The organism is Streptomyces sp. NBC_00247 (genome assembly GCF_036188265.1).
In the GTDB taxonomy this organism is placed as follows: domain Bacteria; phylum Actinomycetota; class Actinomycetes; order Streptomycetales; family Streptomycetaceae; genus Streptomyces.
Genome location: NZ_CP108093.1, coordinates 1,777,362 through 1,795,107, shown reverse-complemented (window position 1 = coordinate 1,795,107; position 17,746 = coordinate 1,777,362). Strand labels below are relative to the sequence as shown.

The window sequence follows — 17,746 nt, the reverse complement described above, 5'->3', positions numbered from 1 at the left end:
TCCCCCCTGTTCTGCCCACCGGGAGGCCCACACTCACGTTTCCCCGGAGCGACCCCGGTCGTTGGGGGTGCGTGACTCACACAGCGAAGAGAGCGCGGACCGGTCCGGCCGCCGTGCTGACATGGGCAGGACTACTGGCGCTCGCGGCCGTACTGACCGGCTGCACCGGCCACATCCCCTTCGTCAACGGGAAGCCCCGCGCCCCCGAGGACGTGATCCGGATTCTCCCGGCGGACGGCGCGAAGAACGTCCCGGCCTCCACCCGCATGGAGGTGGAGGTCCCGGACGGGCACCTGGAGAGCGTCGAGGTGGCGCAGATCGAGGACGCCCGGAGCGGCCGGATCACCGGAAAGATCTCCGAGGACGGCCGCCGGTGGACCCCCACCGGCGGTACCGGACGCCTCCGGCTCGCCGCGAAGTACAGCGTCGACGCGGTGGCGGTGGACGGCGCCGGGCGCAGGTCGGCCCGGCACACCACCTTCACCACGCTCATCCCCGGGCACCACTTCATCGGCTACGTCAAACCGGAGCACCGCTCGACGGTCGGCACCGGCATGATCGTCTCCCTCGACTTCAGCAGCCCCGTCACCGACCGTGCCGCGGTACAGCGGGCCGTCAAGGTCACCGCCGTCCCCGCCGTGGAGGTGTCCGGCCACTGGTTCGGCAAGGACCGGCTCGACTTCCGGCCGGAGAAGTACTGGAAGCCGGGCACGGTGGTCACCGTCGACATCGGGCTGCGGGACGTGGAGGGCTCACCCGGCGTGTACGGAAGCCAGAACAAGCGCGTCCGCTTCACCGTGGGCCGCTCCCAGGTCTCCCTGGTCGACGCGGCCGGGCACACCATGGAGGTGCGCCGGGACGGCGAGCTCGTCAGTACCGTGCCGATCACCGCGGGGGCGCCGAAGACCACCACGTACAACGGGAAGATGGTGGTCAGCGAACTCCACGAGGTGACCCGGATGGACGGGCGGACGGTGGGCTTCGGCGGGGAGTACGACATCAAGGACGTGCCGCACGCCATCCGGCTCACCGAGTCCGGCACCTTCCTGCACGGCAACTACTGGGCACCCGAGGAGACCTTCGGCTCCGAGAACGTCAGCCACGGCTGCATCGGGCTGCGGGACGAGAAGGGCGGCAGCGCCTCCGCGCCGGCCGGCTGGTTCTTCGACCGCACCCTCGTCGGCGACGTGGTGGAGGTCGTCAACTCCGACGACAAGACGGTCGCCCCGGACAACGGACTCAGTGGCTGGAACCTCGACTGGAAGCGGTGGAAGGCGGGTTCGGCCCTCCCGGTGGGGTCCGGGGCGCTCCGCGCGGGGCGGTGACACCCCGCCTCGGGTGAGCGTCTCCGCACCCCGTGTCACCTGCTTTTGTTCCGGCAGCACTTGGGACTGAACGGTGACATCCCCAGTACTTCACCGCCCATTACCGTGTGGTTTTCTTCTCGATAGGCGCGCATGTTCGACGCGCGGGGGTGTGCGGGGTCCGATCGGGCCAGGCCGCGCGAGGGGAGACAACCACGATGAGCGGAACACCGATACGGGGACGTGCGGCCGGGACCGGCGGGGGAACGCGTGGGCGCCGGGGCCCCGGAATCCTCGCGCTGCTGCTCGGCGCACTGCTTCTGCTGGTGACGGCCTGCGGCGGTTCCGGCGGAAGCGGTGCGGGCAGCGGCACCGGCGCCGGAGGCAAGGGCGGCAGCGGCACGGTCGAGGACACGGCCGCCTCCGAGGCGGTCGTGACCGTGGCACCGGCCGACGGCGCCACCTCCGTGGAGACCAGCGGAGCGCTGAAGATCTCCGCCGCCAAGGGCAAGCTGACCTCGGTCAAGGTCGCCGACGCCCAGGGCGCCGAGGTGGAGGGCACCCTCTCCGCGGACGCCACCACCTGGACCCCGGAACGCCACCTCGCCGCGTCCACCAAGTACGCGGTGCACGCCCTCGCCGAGGATTCCAAGGGCCGCCAGTCCGCCAAGGACACCACCTTCACCACGCTGGTCCCCAAGAACACCTTCATCGGGCAGTACACGCCGGAGAACGGGTCGACCGTCGGCGTCGGCATGCCGGTCTCCATCAACTTCACCCGGGGCATCACCGACCCCGCCGCCGTCGAGAAGGCCATCACGGTCAAGGCGGAGCCCAGCGTGCCGATCGAGGGCCACTGGTTCGGCAACGACCGCCTCGACTTCCGCCCCGAGAAGTACTGGGCCGCCGGCACCAAGGTGACGGTGGAGCTCAACCTCGACGGCGTGGAGGGACGGCCGGGCGTCTACGGCAAGCAGGCCAAGACCTTCAGCTTCACCATCGGCCGCAGCCAGGTCTCCACGGTCGACGCCTCCACCCACCGGATGGTCGTCGTCCGCGACGGCAAGACGCTCAAGGACATCCCGATCTCGGCGGGCGCCCCGGCCACCACCACGTACAACGGTCAGATGGTCATCAGCGAGAAGCTCCGGGTGACCCGGATGAACGGGGACACCGTCGGCTTCGGCGGCGAGTACGACATCAAGGACGTGCCGCACGCGATGCGCCTGTCCACCTCGGGCACCTTCGTCCACGGCAACTACTGGGGCGGCTCCGGCATCTTCGGCACCACCAACACCAGCCACGGCTGCGTCGGGCTGCGGGACGTGCGCGGCGGATACGACGGCAACACCCCGGCCGGCTGGTTCTTCGACCAGTCGATCATCGGAGACGTCGTCGTCGTGAAGAACTCCAAGGACAAGACGATCGCCCCGGACAACGGCCTCAACGGCTGGAACATGGACTGGTCCGAGTGGATCAAGTGACCCCGCACAGCAGCTGAACACGGGCGGTGGGCCCGGTGCCGTGGAACGACGGCGCCGGGCCCACCGCCGTTCCACGCGGACGCGACGGACGCCGGTCGGCGGACGGCCCGCTCAGCCGGTGTGGGACACCACGGCGTCGATGAGCTTCGGCCAGAGCTCCCGGGGGCGGTCGTGGCCCATGTCGGGGAGCAGCAGGAGTTCCGCACCCGGTACGAGCTCCGCCGTGCGCTGTCCGCCGCTGGGGGCGATCAGCGTGTCGTCCAGGCCGTGTATCACCAGCGTCGGCACCCGCAGTTCACGGAGGGCGTCCGCGCGTGAACCGCCGAGGACCATCGCGCCGAGCTGCCGCCCGATCCCCGCGGGGTAGTACGAGCGGTCGTAACTCGCGGCGGCCAGCTCACGCAGCGCCGCGGCGTCGCCGTAGCGCTTGGAGGCCCACACCAACTCCCTCTCCGCCGCCGTGACATACCCCTCGCGGTCCGCCGGCTTCGGGGCGGACACCACCGCCTGGGCCTCCGGGGTGGACCGGCCGTACTCGCTCTCGCCGGTCGAGGACATCATCGACGTCAGGGTCAGCACCCGCTCCGGAGAGGAGAGGGCCATCGTCTGGGCGATCATCCCGCCCATCGAGGCACCGACCACGTGGGCGCGTCCGATACCGAGCGCGGTGAGCAGACCGAGTCCGTCGTCGGCCATGTCGCGAAGCCGGTAGGGAACCATCGCGAGGGCGGCGGGGATGTCACCCGAGCTGACGGTGGCGATGAACTCGCCCGTGTCGACGGGGTGATCGTCGAACCTGGTGGACAGCCCGCAGTCGCGGTTGTCGTACCGGATCACGTACCGGCCGCGGTGTGCCAGAGCCCGGCAGAAGTCCTCGTGCCAGGCGAGCATCTGCGCACCGAGACCCATCACGAGCAGGACGGGTGGGTCCCCGGGGTCGCCGAAGCTCTCGTACGCGATGGAGACCTCGGGAGACACGACAACATTCGGCATACATGAATCCTGCCACGGGGCCGACGGAGCGCACCCACGCACCGGCGCACCCACACCAGGCACGTGACCCGCGCCTCTTCCGCCGACCCCCGTCATCGGCCGGGACAGCGCTTAGCCTGCCCCCATGACCGTAACCCTCGAAGTACAGGACGGCGTCGGCACGATCCGGCTGGACCGGCCGCCGATGAACGCGTTGGACGTGGCCACCCAGGACCGGCTGAAGGAGCTGGCCGAGGAGGCGGCCCGGCGCGACGACGTGCGCGCCGTGGTGATCCACGGAGGAGAGAAGGTGTTCGCGGCGGGAGCGGACATCAAGGAGATGCGGGACATGGACCACGCGGCGATGGTCGTACGTTCCCGGGCCCTCCAGGACTCCTTCACCGCCGTGGCCCGCATCCCCAAACCGGTGGTCGCCGCCGTCACCGGCTACGCCCTCGGAGGCGGCTGCGAGCTGGCGCTCTGCGCCGACTTCCGGATCGCCGGTGACAACGCGAAGCTCGGCCAGCCGGAGATCCTGCTCGGGGTGATCCCGGGGGCGGGCGGTACCCAGCGCCTCGCCCGGCTCGTCGGCCCCTCGCGGGCCAAGGACCTGATCTTCACCGGCCGGCACGTACGGGCGGACGAGGCCCTGGCCATCGGTCTGGTCGACCGGGTGGTCCCGGCGGCCGAGGTGTACGAGCAGGCGCACGCCTGGGCCTCGGCCCTGGCGAAGGGGCCGGCGCTGGCGCTGCGGGCGGCGAAGGAGGCGGTGGACGCGGGTCTGGAGACGGACCTCGACACCGGACTCACCATCGAACGGACCCTGTTCGCGGGGCTGTTCGCCACCGAGGACCGGGAGACCGGCATGCGCAGCTTCATGGAGGACGGGCCGGGGAAGGCCACCTTCCGCTGAGTGTGCCGGGCGGGCCCGGCTCCGCGGTTCGGACCGGTCCCGCCGGGAGCCCGCCGCGGGGCCCGGTCCGCGCACGGTGCCGCGGGCCCGTGAGCCCGCACGGGGCCGGACCACGTTCATCCGTGCGAGCGGCATCGCAGGGACCGCCCCGGGGGCGCACCGCACGGGCCGACCGGAGAAGAGCCGGTGCGAGCGTTCCGTACTGCCGGTGTTCCGCCGCAGGTCAGAGGGGTCACGCCGATCATTTTTATGCCTTTGGTATATGCCGATCTCCCTACCGGATTCGGCCATTCCGGCGGTGGGATTCCCTCGGAACGGCCCCGGACCGTGCCCGCTCCGGCCATGATGGGGTGCATGGCGGGCCTGGAGGGTGGGGAACAGTCGCGCGCGCACGGCAGTGCGACAGCGGCGCGGCGGGTATCGGTGTCGGACGACGAACAGGCAGCCCATGTACTGGAGTTGTACGGGAACCCGACCGGCGAGGACGGGGTGCGGCTGCCGTCCCGCCCGGAGTCCGCGGCGACGGCCCGCCGGATCGCGTCGGCCGTGGTGCTGTGGCAGTGGAAACTCTCCCCGCAACTCGCCGAGTACGCCGTACTGCTCGTCTCCGAACTCGTCGGCAACGCCGTACGGCACACCGGTGCGCAGTACTTCGGTCTGCGCATGGAGCGTCGCCGGGGCATGATCCGCATCGGGGTGCGCGACCCCTCGCGCGGTCTGCCGTGTCTGATGCCGGTGCGGGAGATGGATGTGAGCGGGCGGGGCCTCTTCCTCGTCGACAAGCTCTCCGACCGCTGGGGCGTCGACCTGCTGCCGCGCGGCAAGATCACCTGGTTCGAGATGCGGATCTCGGACCGCTCGGACCGCTCGGACCGCTGAGGGCGGTGCCGCGGGGCGCCACCGCCGCCACACCCTCCCGGTTCCCGGCGCACGCAGAAGCCCCCGTCCGCCGTGGTGCGGCGATCTGGGGGCTTCTGTGGGGGGCCGTGAAATGGGGGGTGATCCACGGCCGCGTGCAAGACCTGGCTCGGGTCGGAGGAGGTCGTGAGACGACTATGGCACATCAGCCCCAGGAAGCCAAAGGTGCATTTCGGGCATTGGTGGGCCAATGCGCTCTTTTGGTATGTGAATCGTAGGTTCCATGGATGAAACTCCTGGCATTCAGTGAATGAATATGAGGTTCACTGGATGATTTGCAGATTCGGCGGAGGTGGTGCAGATCGTTCCCGCTCCGGACCTCCGAGTCGGCGCTCCCCTTCCTCACCGGCCGCCGCAGGAGCGAAGGTGTCGGCCGGTTAATCTGACCACCGTCAATCGGACAAGCGATAGGGGCGGAAAAGTGGCGGACATCGAGTCGGCACGCAAGGCGTTCGAGCATTTCGACCAGAACGGCGACGGTCTCATCACGGCCGCCGAGTACAAGAGCGCCATGGCCCGGCTGGGCGACCCGTTCGTCACCGAGACCGTCGCCCAGGCGATCATCAACTCCCACGACGCCAACGGCGACGGCCTGCTCACCTTCGACGAGTTCTGGGCCTCGCAGAACAAGGCCTGAGCCGACGGGACCCGGTCCCGATCCCCGGCCGGGGGCCCCGGCCTCCGAGGGCCGGGGCCCACCCGCGACTCAGCCCGCCGCGCGGTACGGTGGCCAGCCGCGCAGCTCGTCGTCCCTGGGCGCCTCCACCACGGCGGGTGCGCCCGGACCGAACGCCATCACCGGCCGCCGCGCGTCCCAGGCGGCCCACCCCGGATCGCCGGTGGCCGCGAACCGTACCCAGGCCGCGTGCATCGCGTCCGCCAGCTCCTGCGGGGCGTGCGGACCGGCCAGCGCCACGGCGTCCGGGTGGGCCAGGGTGTCGAAGACGAAGCCGATCTCCAGGGCGTGGCAGGCACCGAGCCGCCGCACGGGGGAGCGCCAGCCGAACTCGTAGAGGTGCGTGCGGCCTTGGGCGCCCACCCGCGCGTCAGCCAGGACGTTCAGGGGCACCCGCAGCAGCAGGTCCGTCGCGAGCGCGCCGAGCAGCTCGCCCGGTGTCGCGCCCGGGCGGTTGGCCCGGTACACGCGTGCCGTCGCGCCCGGCACCCCGAACCTCAGGAGCGCCAGCCGCAGCCGGACGCGCCCGAGGCGCTCGGTGAGCCCGCTGGGCACGAACCAGAGACGGTACTCCTCGGTGTTCGTCCCCATCAGCAGGTCCACCCCGTCCGCCGCACCCGCGCGCAGCGCCTCGGCCGGATCGCGGGGGAGCAGCTCACCGTCGGTCACGATGTGGAAGGCGTCGCGGCCGGTCAGCGGGTTCCCGCCGCGGGTCACCTCGCTCTGCGCGGCCAGCAGCGCGGACGGTGCCACGGCCGCCAGCGCCGCGGCCGTCGCCGGAACACCCAGGCGCCGGGCGACGAGTTCCGTCGTACGGCGCCCCACCTCGGGCGCCGGGGCGTCGGGCGCCCCGCTCTGCAGCACCGCCCGCCGGAACAGCCCCACGGCCCTCGGCGCGGCGAGCAGCGCGGCGACGCTCACCGCCCCGGCCGACTCGCCCGCCACCGTCACCAGCCCCGGATCGCCCCCGAACGCCGCGATGTTGTCCCGTACCCACTCCAGGGCGGCCAGCTGGTCGAGCAGCCCGAGATTGGCGGGGGCGTCCGGGAAGACGCCGAACCCCTCGATCCCCAGGCGGTAGTTGACGGAGACCAGCACCACCCCGTCCCGGGCGAACGCGGTGCCGTCGTAGACCGGGACGGCGGAGGACCCGTGCAGCAGCGAGCCGCCGTGCATCCAGACGAGGACCGGCAGCCCGGAGGGCCCGGACCGTTCCGTGCCGGGCGTCCACACGTTGAGGTTGAGCCACTCGTCGCCGGGCACCTCGGGGTCCGGCAGCAGCACGTCCAGGGGCGGGTCGTACGGGCGCTTGGGCGCGGTCGGCCCGAACGCCACGGCCTCCCGCACCCCCGGCCACGGCTCGGGCGGCTCCGGAGCCCGGAACCTGCGGGCACCCACGGGCGGCGCCGCGTACGGGACGCCCCGGAAGACCGTCACCCCGTTCTCCCGGACTCCGCGCACGGCTCCGTGGAGGGTGGTGGCGGTGGTGACGGACGGGCGGTCGTCCGGATGTGTCTCGCGCATGTGCGTCGGCCCTTTCGCGGGGTGCCCTCCAGAATGGGGTACTTCCCCGCCGGAGGCAGCCCGAAGATCCCGGCGCCCCGTACGCACCGGGACCCGCCGACGCGGCCCGCGGGCACCCCGGCGATCCTGGTACACGGGCGCACCCGCAGGCAGGCCGGCCCCGCACGGCAGCACGTCACCACGACAACAACCTCACCACGGCAGTACGTCACCACCGGAGCTTCCGCATGAGCACGTCCGACCGGCCCTGTTGCGCCCCCGGCCGCACCCCGCACCCCCCGCACGCGTCCGGCGCCGGCCCCGGCCCCGCCCTGCTCGGCATACCCCCCGTCCCGCCGCCCCCGGGTCGGGCGCGGGCGGCGGGGCACACCATGGCCGAACTACCCGGCGGGACCTTCTGGATGGGGGACGCCTTCGACGAGGGGTACCGGGCCGACCACGAGGGCCCGGCGCGCCGGGTCACCGTCGCTCCCTTCGGTATCGACACCACCGCCGTCAGCAACGAGCGGTTCGCCGCGTTCGTCCGGGCCACCGGACACCGCACCGACGCCGAACGCTTCGGCAGCTCCTTCGTCTTCCACCGGCTCGTCCACCCCGACGCCCGGCGCCACGTCGTCGGAACCGTCCCCGGGGCGCCCTGGTGGCTGGGCGTGGAGGGCGCCACCTGGTCGGCCCCCGAAGGGCCCGGCTCCCACGTCGAGGACCGCGCCGACCACCCCGTCGTCCACGTCTCCCACGACGACGCCCTCGCCTACTGCGCCTGGGCCGGCCTGCGGCTGCCCACCGAGGCGGAGTGGGAGTACGCGGCCCGGGGCGGGCTGGAGAGCGCCCGCTACCCGTGGGGCGACGAGTTCACCCCCGGCGGCGAGGAACGCTGCAACACCTGGCTGGGCGACTTCCCGCACCGCTCCGACCGGCCCGGCGGCCCCGGCACCGTACCCGTCACCGCCTACCCGCCCAACGGCCACGGCCTCCACAACACCTCGGGCAACGTATGGGAGTGGTGCTCCGACGCCTTCGGCCCCGGCGAACGCGTCATCCGCGGCGGCTCCTACCTCTGCCACGCCTCCTACTGCAACCGCTACCGGGTCGCCGCCCGCTCCCACAACACCCCCGACTCCTCCACCGGCCACGGCGGCTTCCGGTGCGCCCGCGACGCGTGAGAGCCGTCACCACGACAGCGCGCCCCGGCCGGTGGACCACCGGCCGGGGCGCGCTGTCACATGTGGCGCCGTACGGGCACTACTTGAGGTAGACCAGCCCGTCCGTGGTGATGGCGGGCCGGCCGCTCGTGCCGACCACGACCAGCTTCACCGTGTGCTTGGCGGCGGCCGGCCAGGTGGTCGTCCAGATCGCGTCGCGGTACTTGGTGGTGGTGGACTTCAGGTCCACCGTGGCCGTCTTCTTCCCGTCCACGTAGACGTACACCTGCCCCGAGGTCGAGGCGCGCGAGACGACGAGCGCGGCCGAACGGCCGGTGAACGTCCACGTCATGCTCGCGTTCTTGGCGCTGCTGGAGTACGACTTCCCGCCGAGGTAGCTCGTCGAGGACTTCGCCGTCCACGTCCCCGTCCGGGTGGTGGAGGTCTCCTGGAGGATCACCGGGGTACCGATCACCGAGGCGGCGGCGGTGTTGCCCGCGCGGTCGTACGCCGTCATCTTCCACGTCGTCGGCACACCCGGCTTGGCGGTCTGGGCGGCGCTGGTCGTCGTCGCCGGGTAGGTCTTCGCCGCCGGTGCGGTGAGCCGGACCTCCTTGAGCGCGATCCCGTCCGCGGCCTTCCACTTCAACGTGACGGGGACGGCCGTGGTGTTGACCGTACCTGCGCTCAGCGCCAGTGAGGGCTTGGTGGTGAAGGCGGGGGCCGTCTTCTCGGCGACCACCGTCGCGGCGGCCGAGGGCGCCGACACCTTGCCCGACGCGTGCGTGGCGCGGACCTGCACCTTGTGGGTGCCGAGGGCGAGCGTCGCCGTGGCGGAGGTGGTGGAGCCGTTCGTGGTCGCGACGACCTTGCCGTCCACCAGCAGTTCGTACCTGGAGATCAGCGCGGACGGGGTGGTGGCCGTCCAGGCGACCTTCACGCCCGACTGCGTGTACGTCGTCGAGCCCGAGGTGCTGCTCCCGGTGACCGAGGAGACGGCCAGTCCGGTGACCGGACCCGCCGCGGCGGTACGGATCGCGCCCAACTGCCCGTAGAGCGCGGTGCCGGGGCACTCGGTGTTGAAGCCGTCGCGGTGACCGGAGATCTGGTTGAAGGTGTAGGTCTCCCCGGCGGTGTACGAGATGCCGGTGCCGCTCTTCTGGGTCGCGCCGGCCACCAGCGTCGTCTTCCCGGCCGGGTCGCCCTTGTACTGGCCGAGCTTCCACGCGGCGAGCCGGGCCACCGCCGTGGTCGCGGCGGTCGCGGCCTTGGTGTCGGTGTACATGCCGATGACCGCGATACCGGCCGTCTCACGGTTGAAGCCGTAGGTGTGGGCGCCGAACACCGGCTTGTCGACACCGCCCTTGCGGCCCTCGAAGATGGTCCCGCACTTGTCGACGATGAAGTTGTAGCCCAGGTCCTTCCAGCCGTTCGACCGGACGTGGAAGGCGTGCAGGCTCCGCATGATGGCGGGGGAGTCCGCACAGGAGTAGTCGTTGGTCTGCGCGGTGTGGTGCACGAAGACGGCCTTGACGGAGGTCGTGTACTCCGGCGCCTCGTCGTTGAGGCTCTCGTCCGCGCCCCAGCCCGCCCGGCCGACGATCGGCGGCTTCGGCATCGTGGACACCGGTCCGGGCGTCAGCGTCGGCGAAGGAGAGGCCGTCGTCGCGGACGGAGCCGGGGTGGTCGGGGACGGAGTGGTCGCGGTCGGCGCCGGGGTCGTGGGCGCCGCCGTCGTCGGGGTCGCCGTCGGGGTCGCCGTCGGCTCGCCGGAGTCCGAGCCGGTCAGCCCGCCGGAGCCCGAGGTGTCTCCCGTCGCCGTGGGCTCGGGGGTCTCCGGGGTCTCCGGGGCCGACGCGGTGTCCGCCGGGGTGGGCTCCTCGCTCTCGCCGTCCTCGGTGAGACCTTCCTTCACGTCCTGCGCGTACGCGGCGGTCTCCGCGTCGAACCCGGAGGTGCCGGGATCGACGGTGTCCAGGCGGAGACCGGCGGGCAGGCCGGCGGACGACGTGCCCCGGGAGGTCACCCGGACCTCCACACCGTTCGACGCCCCGACCCAGCGCGGCTCGGTGGTGCCCCGCACGCCGGGCTGACCGGTCTCGGTGCGCCCGTCCACGTCGGTCGCCAGCGGCAGCCAGCCGGTCCACTCGCCGGTCGCCACCGAGCGGGTGCGGGCCTCGACGGTGCCGGAGACCTTGGCCGCCGGATCCGTCCAGGTGACGCCCAGCAGGCTGAAGGGCGCGGCTTCCTTCTGCGTGAGGTCAGCGGTGGTCCCGTCCGCCGACACCTTGAGCTCGTTCTCGTGCACGTCGACCCGCGCCGGGGCGGACTTGGCGTCCACGCCCCCGTCGGCGCCGTCGGTGCCGGTGACTCCCTGGAACACGAGAACACCCGCCACGGCTGCCGTCGCGACGGCAGCCGTGGCCCATACTCTGCGCTTTGATCTCACGTGTGATTTCCCCGAGGATGATGAGAGAGATAACGGCGATCCGTCGGTCGGGGTTCAACCTGGGGCGTGGTCGTACGACGCCTCCGCGATACGGGGCAACCCACAGGAACCAGCCGACTCTTGGGTGCCGGAGGAGACAGTCTCGCACGGGAATTCACCCGAACGGGTGTGGTCTCGGTCATCAGAGCGTAAGAAGTGGCGGGTGGTCCCTCAGGGGGTCGCCGGATGCGGCTTCCGGGGTTCCGCCGCCGAAAGTCCGGAAGCCACATGCCGCGAGTGCTCGTACGCCTGACGGGTCCTCGGGAAGGCCTCTTTTCAGGAGCCCGTGGACGCGCGGGGCGTCCGGCTCCGGGCGAGGCCGTTCACGCCGCGAAGAACCGGGAGAGTTCGCTCCGTTCCTCGGGCTCCACCAGGTCCGGCCTGGTGTAGCGCTCGGCCCGCGCGTGGTAGTCGAAATCGCCCCGCACGAGACCGCGGTAGTCCCGTACGCACCGTTCGAGGGCGACTCGTTCCGCGCCCTCTATTTTGGCCGCGTCCATTTCCTCGGCCAGGGCCCTTTCCGCGCGCCGCACCCGTTCCGTTATCCGGGCGAGCTGGATGGCGGCCTCGTCGACCGCCTCCTGGAGCGTGCAGCCGCGGTCGCGCTGGATGAGGCGGACGGCGTTGTGTTCGTAGCCCATCGCCGCCTCCTTCTCGAAGGAGCAGATGTCGTTGCAGAGACCCGAATGGTCGGTCACCGCGTCCCGGAGCGCGATGTACGCGGGAAGGCTCCGGGCCGCGTCCGTGAGATCGATGCCGGCCGTGATCTCGTGGAGATCGAGAAAAGGCTGCATCGCCACGGAATCCCGCCGGTGTTTCACGAACTCGGCCCGGGACGGCACCTGTCCGGCGGCGCGCTCGACCGCCTCGGCGTAGTACGTCCAGAGCCAGGCCACGGTGTCCCGGCGGAACTGCCGTACCCAGGCGGCCGAGCGCCCGCGGTACGTGCGGTTCCGCAGTTCCTCCAGGGCCAGTTCCATGGCGGAGTGCGGTACGGCCCCGTCGAGTACGTCCACGAGGCGGGTGATCGCGCTCCCGCACATCCGGGGGTCGCGCCCGGCAGGTCCGTCGTCGAATTCGTCGTCCACCAGAAAAGCCCAGAAGAGCCATTGGCAGAAGAGGTCGAGGTGCTGCTGGGAGGCGGACGGGAAGATGAGGGAGATCCACAGCTCCGGCCGGGTTCTGATCATCTTCTTCCGGGCCACCGGGGAGAGTTCCACGCCATGGTGGTCAGCCCATTTCCAGGCGGCCTCCTTGGTTTTCTCCAGGCCCGGATTGCAGCCGGCGCTGGAAAACGGCATATGAAACGCCGGTAACGCGATCTGGCTCATTGGTACCCCTCGTCAAGACGATGTGGATGGAGGGTCGGTGCGGTGAGCGGTCGTGGTGCACACGGAGCGCGAAGTCGTGGGGAGCCGACGGAACCAAGCGTTCCGGAATCCACCTTCATTGGCCAAGGCTTCACCCTGCGGGGTGTGCTGGTTCCTCCCTCTCCTTCCCTGTCGTGCCGAGGCCCCCGAACGGGTGTATTCGGTGGCCGGGTGGAACCGGACTTCGAACCGTCGCGTCACCATGCGTGACGCCCAGTCAACCCCGGGCGAGCGGCTGAGGGAAGTCGCCCGTGACCGAAATTGTATGGTGCCGCCGAACGCTGGTGACTTTATGAGCGGTTGATGACCGTCGTAGTCCACTCCGTGGCGTCTCGGCGTTTGTACGACGGGTTTCCCCACCGGCTCGGGGGGCTTTGCCGTGCGTCCTTGGGCCGAGATCCCTAAACCCCCGGCCCGTTCCCCCGAATCCGACGTCCCACGGCCCGAAGCCTTGGGACCGCTGCCCTCCGGCGTCCTCCCGCGGTCCGTCCGGCACCCGCGCACCGCCCGTCGCCGCCCGTCCTCCGTCCGTACGTCTCCCGATGGCGCGAGCCCGTCGGGCGTCCCAAGGTGGGGTGAGGCGAAGTCGTGTTCGAAGGGCGGTGGTGGAGCGGTGCCGGACGACGACCTGCCGTCTGCGGTTCCCCCGGACCCGGCTCCCCCCGCCCTGCTGCACGCCCTCGTGACCGCCCCCGTCATCCGCACGTACGTGGTCGACCGGGACCTGCGCATCGTCCGGGCCGGCGCGCTGACCTTCGGCGAGGCCCCGGACCAGGTGGTCGGACGGCTCCTGACCGACGTGTTCCGGCTGGAGGACCCCGACGCGGCGGTGCGCGCCCTCGAACCCGGCACCCCGGAGCGCTCCTCGGCCGCCCCGTCCGCGACCGACCGGAGCGAGGGCGTCGGCGTCGCAAGGGCGTACCGCACCGACCCGGCCGGCACCGACCGCACCTTCGCCGTCGCCTTCCACCCGCTGGCCGCCGACACGGACACCGCCGCACTGCCGGACGCCTCCGGTCCGGGACCGGCGGCACTGCTCGTGCTGGCCGCGGACATCACCGCCCAGGAACGCAACTCCGCCCGCGCCGCGGCCCTCGACGCCGTACGCGAACGCGTCGGCCAGTCCCTCGACCTCGCCGTCACCTGCGAGGAGCTGGTCATGGCGCTGGTCCCCGGGTTCGCCGACATCGCCGTCGTCGAGATCGTGGACGACGTCCTGCGAGGCGCCGACGCCCTCGCAGGCCCGCCCGCCCGGGGCGCCCCGCTGCGCCGCATCGCGTTCCGGGGCCCTCTCGGCATGGGCGGGGCCGCCCATCCGGTGGGCGACGTACGGGAGATGCCGCACCCGACCCCGTACTCCCTCTCGCTCGGCGACCTCCGCCCCCGCCTGGTGCAGCTCACCCCCGACCTGCCCTGGTACGAGACGGACCCCGACCGGGCCGAGTCCATCGCGAAGTTCGGGTCGCACTCGCTGATCGTGGCGCCGCTGGCACTGCGCGGCACCGCGCTCGGCGTGGTCAGCTTCTACCGGTGCGCCGGAAGCGAGCCGTACGACGAGGGCGACCTCGCGTTCGGGGTGACGCTCGCCGCGCACACCGCGCTGAGCGTCGACAACGCGCGGCGCTACGAACGCGACCACACCGTCGCCTCCACCGTCCAGCGCAGACTGCTGCCCTCGGGGCCGACGTCCCCCATCGCCGTCGACACCGCTCACGTCTATCTGCCCGGGCGCAACAGCGGCAGCTGGTTCGACACCATCTCCCTCTCCGGCGGACGGACCGCCCTCGTCGTCGGCCGGGTCGACGGCCATGGCGTCCAGACCGCGACGACCATGGGCCAACTGCGCACCGCCGTCCGCGCGCTCGCCGCCCTCGACCTCTCGCCCGAGGAACTGCTCGCCCGCCTCAACGACATCGCCGTCCAGCTCGCCGAGGAGCGCGCCGCCCTCCCCGTCGGCGACGCCCTGCGCCACCGTCCCCTCAGGGCGACGTGCCTGTACGGGGAGTACGACCCCTTCACCCGGCTCTGGACGGTGGCCCGGGCCGGCCAGCCGACCCCCCACATCGTCCGCCCGGACGGCACCCCGCTCCTCTTCGACCTGCCCGAGGGGTCGCCGCTCTCCGCGACCGAGGGCACCCCCTTCGTCACCGCCGAGATCGAGCTGGAGCCGGGCAGCCTCCTGGTCATGCACAGCGGCGGCAGCAACCTGCGCGACCGCCCCGGCCTGCGCCCGGTGGACGAGGTGCTCTCGCCGCCCGACCGGGACCTGCGGGAGATCGGCGACGCCATCACGTACAACTACCCGCCCATCGCCCACCCGGAAGGCGCGGTACTGCTCCTCGCCCGGCCCATGGAGGTCAGCCCCGCCCAGGTGGTCACCGTCGAGCTCGACGACGACCCGGGGGCCCCGGCGAAGGCACGGACCGTGGCCCGCACGCACCTCGCCGAGTGGAAAGTCCCCAAGGACGCGCTGTACGCGGTCGAACTCATCGTCAGCGAGCTGGTCACCAACGCCGTGCGCTACGGCACCCCGCCGCTGTCCCTGCGACTGGTCCGTACCCACACCCTCACCTGCGAGGTCCGCGACGCCAGTCTCGTCGCCCCCCATCTGCGGCACGCCCGGGTCGGCGACGAGGGCGGCCGAGGCCTCTTCATCATGTCCCAGCTCGCCTCCCGCTGGGGCACCCGCTACACCCACGACGCGAAGATCATCTGGGCCGAGGTGGAGTTGTAGGGCTGTATCGGGAGGCTCCGTCCCAGGTCAGGGCGGTCGCGGAGTTGTCGGAGTGTTGGGCGGACGGTCGCCGGTGCGACATCCGCCCGCACCCGTGGCCTTTCTAGCGTGCGAGCATCCACTTCTTTTCGCTGGGAGCACGCATGCACACCACCCCTGACGGCAGCCCCGACGCCCCGGAGCGGAACCTGCTGACGGAAGCGGCCGCGCACTCGGCCGGCTGCGGCTGTCCGCGCACCGCGGACCTCGACGGCGAGGGGCCGGCGGCCGGCAGCCGGCGCACCTTCCTGCGCGGCGCCGGTGTCCTCGGCGCGGGGGCCGCGGCGACCGCGACGGGGCTGCTCGGCGCGACGCCGGCCTTCGCCTCGGGCGCGTCCGACGCGCACGCGGACGCGTACTCCGGCGCGCACGACGACGGCAAGAAGACCGGGCGCGGCAAGCGCGGCACATGGAGCCCGGACCCGGAGAGCCCGCGGTTCACCTTCGTCGTGATGCCCGACACCCAGTACATGTTCGACATCGACCGGATCCACCCGGCTCCGATGGAGGCGTCCTTCCGATACGTCCTCGACCCGGCCGGGCGGGCCGGTGGAAACGACGAGAACATCGTCTTCCTCGCCCACCTCGGCGACGTGACCAACAACGGTCACGCCGAGGAGTTCGCCGCCGTGACCAAGGTGTTCGACATGCTCGACGACGCGGGCGCCGCGTACGGCGTGCTGGCGGGAAACCACGACGTCGGCGGGGACGACCAGCGGGGCCGGACCCCGTACCTGGACACGTTCGGCCCGGCGCGGGCCAAGAAGTCGCCCGCGTACCATTCCTCCAGCCCCGACGGCTACCACACCAGCCACATCTTCCGCGCGGGCGGCCGACGTTGGATGGTGCTCTCCCTCGACTGGCGCATGTCGGACGCCGGGTTCGCCTGGGCCAACACCGTCATCAGGGAGAACCCGGCCCTCCCGGTGATCGTGACGACCCACGAGATCGTCGGCTCGTACGACGACGGCTCCGCCGACCTCTCGGCGTACGGGCAGCAGATGTGGGACGGGCTGATCAAGGACAACGACCAGATCTTCCTCACCCTGAACGGCCACTACTGGCCGCCCGGCTCGACCGTGAAGAAGAACAGCGCCGGCAACGACGTGCACCTGCACATCACCAACTACCAGGACCGCTACTACGGCGGTTCCGGCATGCTGCGCTCGTACCGCTTCGACCTCAACCGGGGCCGGATCGACATCGCCACGTTCTCGCCGTGGATGCGGGAGCGCGCGGCCGAGGACGAGCTGAACGCGGCCGCCGCCAAGGAGATCGAACTGACCTCCCCGGTCGACTACTTCTCCATGGACATCGACTTCGACGAGCGTTTCGCCGGTTTCGCCCCGGTCGCGGAGCGCGGCCCCCGTGCCGCCCGGCGGATGCTGGTCCCCGGCACCCTCGCGTACTGGCGGTTCGACGGCTCGGGCGCCGAGGGCGGCAGCCTGCCCGCCGGTACGGTCGTCCAGGACCAGTCGGGCCACGGCAACGACCTCGTCCTCCAGCAGGTACCGGGCGCCGCCGCGAACGCGCTGACCTGGACCGGCGACCACCACCCCGACCAGCCCGGACACGGCGGCCTCGTCTTCGCGGGCCAGGGCAACCCGGTGGCCGGCGCCTACCTCCGTACCGTCGACAAGGCACCGGTCAACGCGGAGACGTTCCCGCACGGTTACACCATCGAGCTCTTCTTCAAGGTGCCCGCCGACTGGAACGGCGGCCGCAACGGCTGGTCCTCGATGCTCAGCCGCGCCGGGACCGCGGCGGAGGCCGGGAAGAACGGCCCGGGGTCGACCGCCGACGAGCCGGTCATGACGCTGGGGCTCAGCGGGTCCCTGGAGATCCAGTGGAACGCCTACCCGCTCAACACGGACGGAGCGACCACCGCGTGGAGCCACCTGCTCCGGCAGCAGGAGTGGTGGCACGTCGCCGTCGTCAACGACGGCAAGGTCAGCAAGCTCTACGTGAACGGCTGCGAGGAGGGCCGCAACCCCACCTCGAAGGCGGTCGGCCTGGCCTCGCTGCACCAGCCGTTCCTGGTCGGCGGCTACCAGTGGGCCGGGAACGTCAGCCAGGTCTTCCACGGCACCCTCGGCGACGTACGCATCGTCGACCGGGCGCTGCGGGTGGACCAGTTCATGAACGCCTGATTGGGGCGGGGCGGGGCTGGGGCGCGGGCCGG

General features: G+C 71.7%; 12 protein-coding genes. 8 read left to right on the top strand and 4 right to left on the bottom strand.

Going from position 1 to position 17,746, the window contains the following annotated elements; all coding sequences use genetic code 11:
* Nucleotides 1-71 precede the first annotated feature (71 nt).
* Both OHT52_RS07230 and OHT52_RS07225 read left to right on the top strand, forming a co-directional pair.
* Nucleotides 72-1,325, top strand: coding sequence for a L,D-transpeptidase (locus tag OHT52_RS07230; RefSeq protein ID WP_328719305.1), 1,254 nt, complete (start codon nucleotides 72-74; stop codon nucleotides 1,323-1,325).
* Nucleotides 1,326-1,522: 197 nt separating this feature from the next.
* Nucleotides 1,523-2,788 carry a L,D-transpeptidase gene (locus OHT52_RS07225; protein WP_328719304.1) on the top strand — a complete coding sequence of 422 codons (1,266 nt, stop codon included), beginning with the start codon at nucleotides 1,523-1,525 and terminating at the stop codon, nucleotides 2,786-2,788.
* Nucleotides 2,789-2,899: 111 nt separating this feature from the next.
* Here OHT52_RS07225 and OHT52_RS07220 read toward each other — a convergent pair whose 3' ends face one another.
* Entirely contained in the window at nucleotides 2,900-3,781 is an 882-nt protein-coding gene (locus OHT52_RS07220) for an alpha/beta fold hydrolase (protein WP_328719303.1), read from the bottom strand.
* A 124-nt stretch (nucleotides 3,782-3,905) separates the two neighbouring features.
* On the opposite strand from OHT52_RS07220, the gene OHT52_RS07215 reads away from it, so the two are divergent.
* From OHT52_RS07215 to OHT52_RS07205, 3 genes are all read left to right on the top strand, one after another.
* Nucleotides 3,906-4,673, top strand: coding sequence for an enoyl-CoA hydratase/isomerase family protein (locus tag OHT52_RS07215; RefSeq protein ID WP_328719302.1), 768 nt, complete (start codon nucleotides 3,906-3,908; stop codon nucleotides 4,671-4,673).
* Between the two features lie 354 nt (nucleotides 4,674-5,027).
* Complete coding sequence (locus OHT52_RS07210) at nucleotides 5,028-5,552, top strand: ATP-binding protein (protein WP_328719301.1); 525 nt, start codon at nucleotides 5,028-5,030, stop codon at nucleotides 5,550-5,552.
* Between the two features lie 460 nt (nucleotides 5,553-6,012).
* Nucleotides 6,013-6,228, top strand: a complete 216-nt coding sequence (locus OHT52_RS07205; RefSeq protein WP_328719300.1) for an EF-hand domain-containing protein — start codon at nucleotides 6,013-6,015, stop codon at nucleotides 6,226-6,228.
* Between the two features lie 69 nt (nucleotides 6,229-6,297).
* Here the strand turns inward: OHT52_RS07205 and OHT52_RS07200 are convergent, their stop codons facing one another.
* Complete coding sequence (locus OHT52_RS07200; protein ID WP_328719299.1) at nucleotides 6,298-7,791, bottom strand: carboxylesterase/lipase family protein; 1,494 nt, start codon at nucleotides 7,789-7,791, stop codon at nucleotides 6,298-6,300.
* A gap of 227 nt (nucleotides 7,792-8,018) precedes the next feature.
* Here OHT52_RS07200 and OHT52_RS07195 point away from each other — a divergent pair, with 227 nt between their 5' ends.
* A complete protein-coding gene (locus OHT52_RS07195) occupies nucleotides 8,019-8,954 on the top strand; it encodes a formylglycine-generating enzyme family protein (protein WP_443046513.1) in 936 nt (311 codons plus the stop codon).
* A gap of 79 nt (nucleotides 8,955-9,033) precedes the next feature.
* Here OHT52_RS07195 and OHT52_RS07190 read toward each other — a convergent pair whose 3' ends face one another.
* Together OHT52_RS07190 and OHT52_RS07185 are read right to left on the bottom strand one after the other, a co-directional pair.
* On the bottom strand, nucleotides 9,034-11,382 hold the full coding sequence (locus OHT52_RS07190; protein ID WP_328719298.1) for a peptidoglycan recognition protein: 2,349 nt from the start codon (nucleotides 11,380-11,382) through the stop codon (nucleotides 9,034-9,036).
* 362 nt (nucleotides 11,383-11,744) lie between these two features.
* Nucleotides 11,745-12,722, bottom strand: a complete 978-nt coding sequence (locus OHT52_RS07185) for a terpene synthase family protein (RefSeq protein ID WP_328719297.1) — start codon at nucleotides 12,720-12,722, stop codon at nucleotides 11,745-11,747.
* A gap of 682 nt (nucleotides 12,723-13,404) precedes the next feature.
* Between OHT52_RS07185 and OHT52_RS07180 the strand changes: the two genes are divergently transcribed.
* Together OHT52_RS07180 and OHT52_RS07175 are read left to right on the top strand one after the other, a co-directional pair.
* Nucleotides 13,405-15,525: an ATP-binding SpoIIE family protein phosphatase gene (locus OHT52_RS07180; protein WP_328719296.1), complete on the top strand. Its 2,121-nt coding sequence runs from the start codon at nucleotides 13,405-13,407 to the stop codon at nucleotides 15,523-15,525.
* Between the two features lie 143 nt (nucleotides 15,526-15,668).
* The gene (locus OHT52_RS07175) at nucleotides 15,669-17,714 is read left to right on the top strand and encodes a LamG-like jellyroll fold domain-containing protein (RefSeq protein WP_328719295.1); all 2,046 of its coding nucleotides are present in this window, start codon (nucleotides 15,669-15,671) and stop codon (nucleotides 17,712-17,714) included.
* The last annotated feature ends 32 nt before the right edge of the window (nucleotides 17,715-17,746 follow it).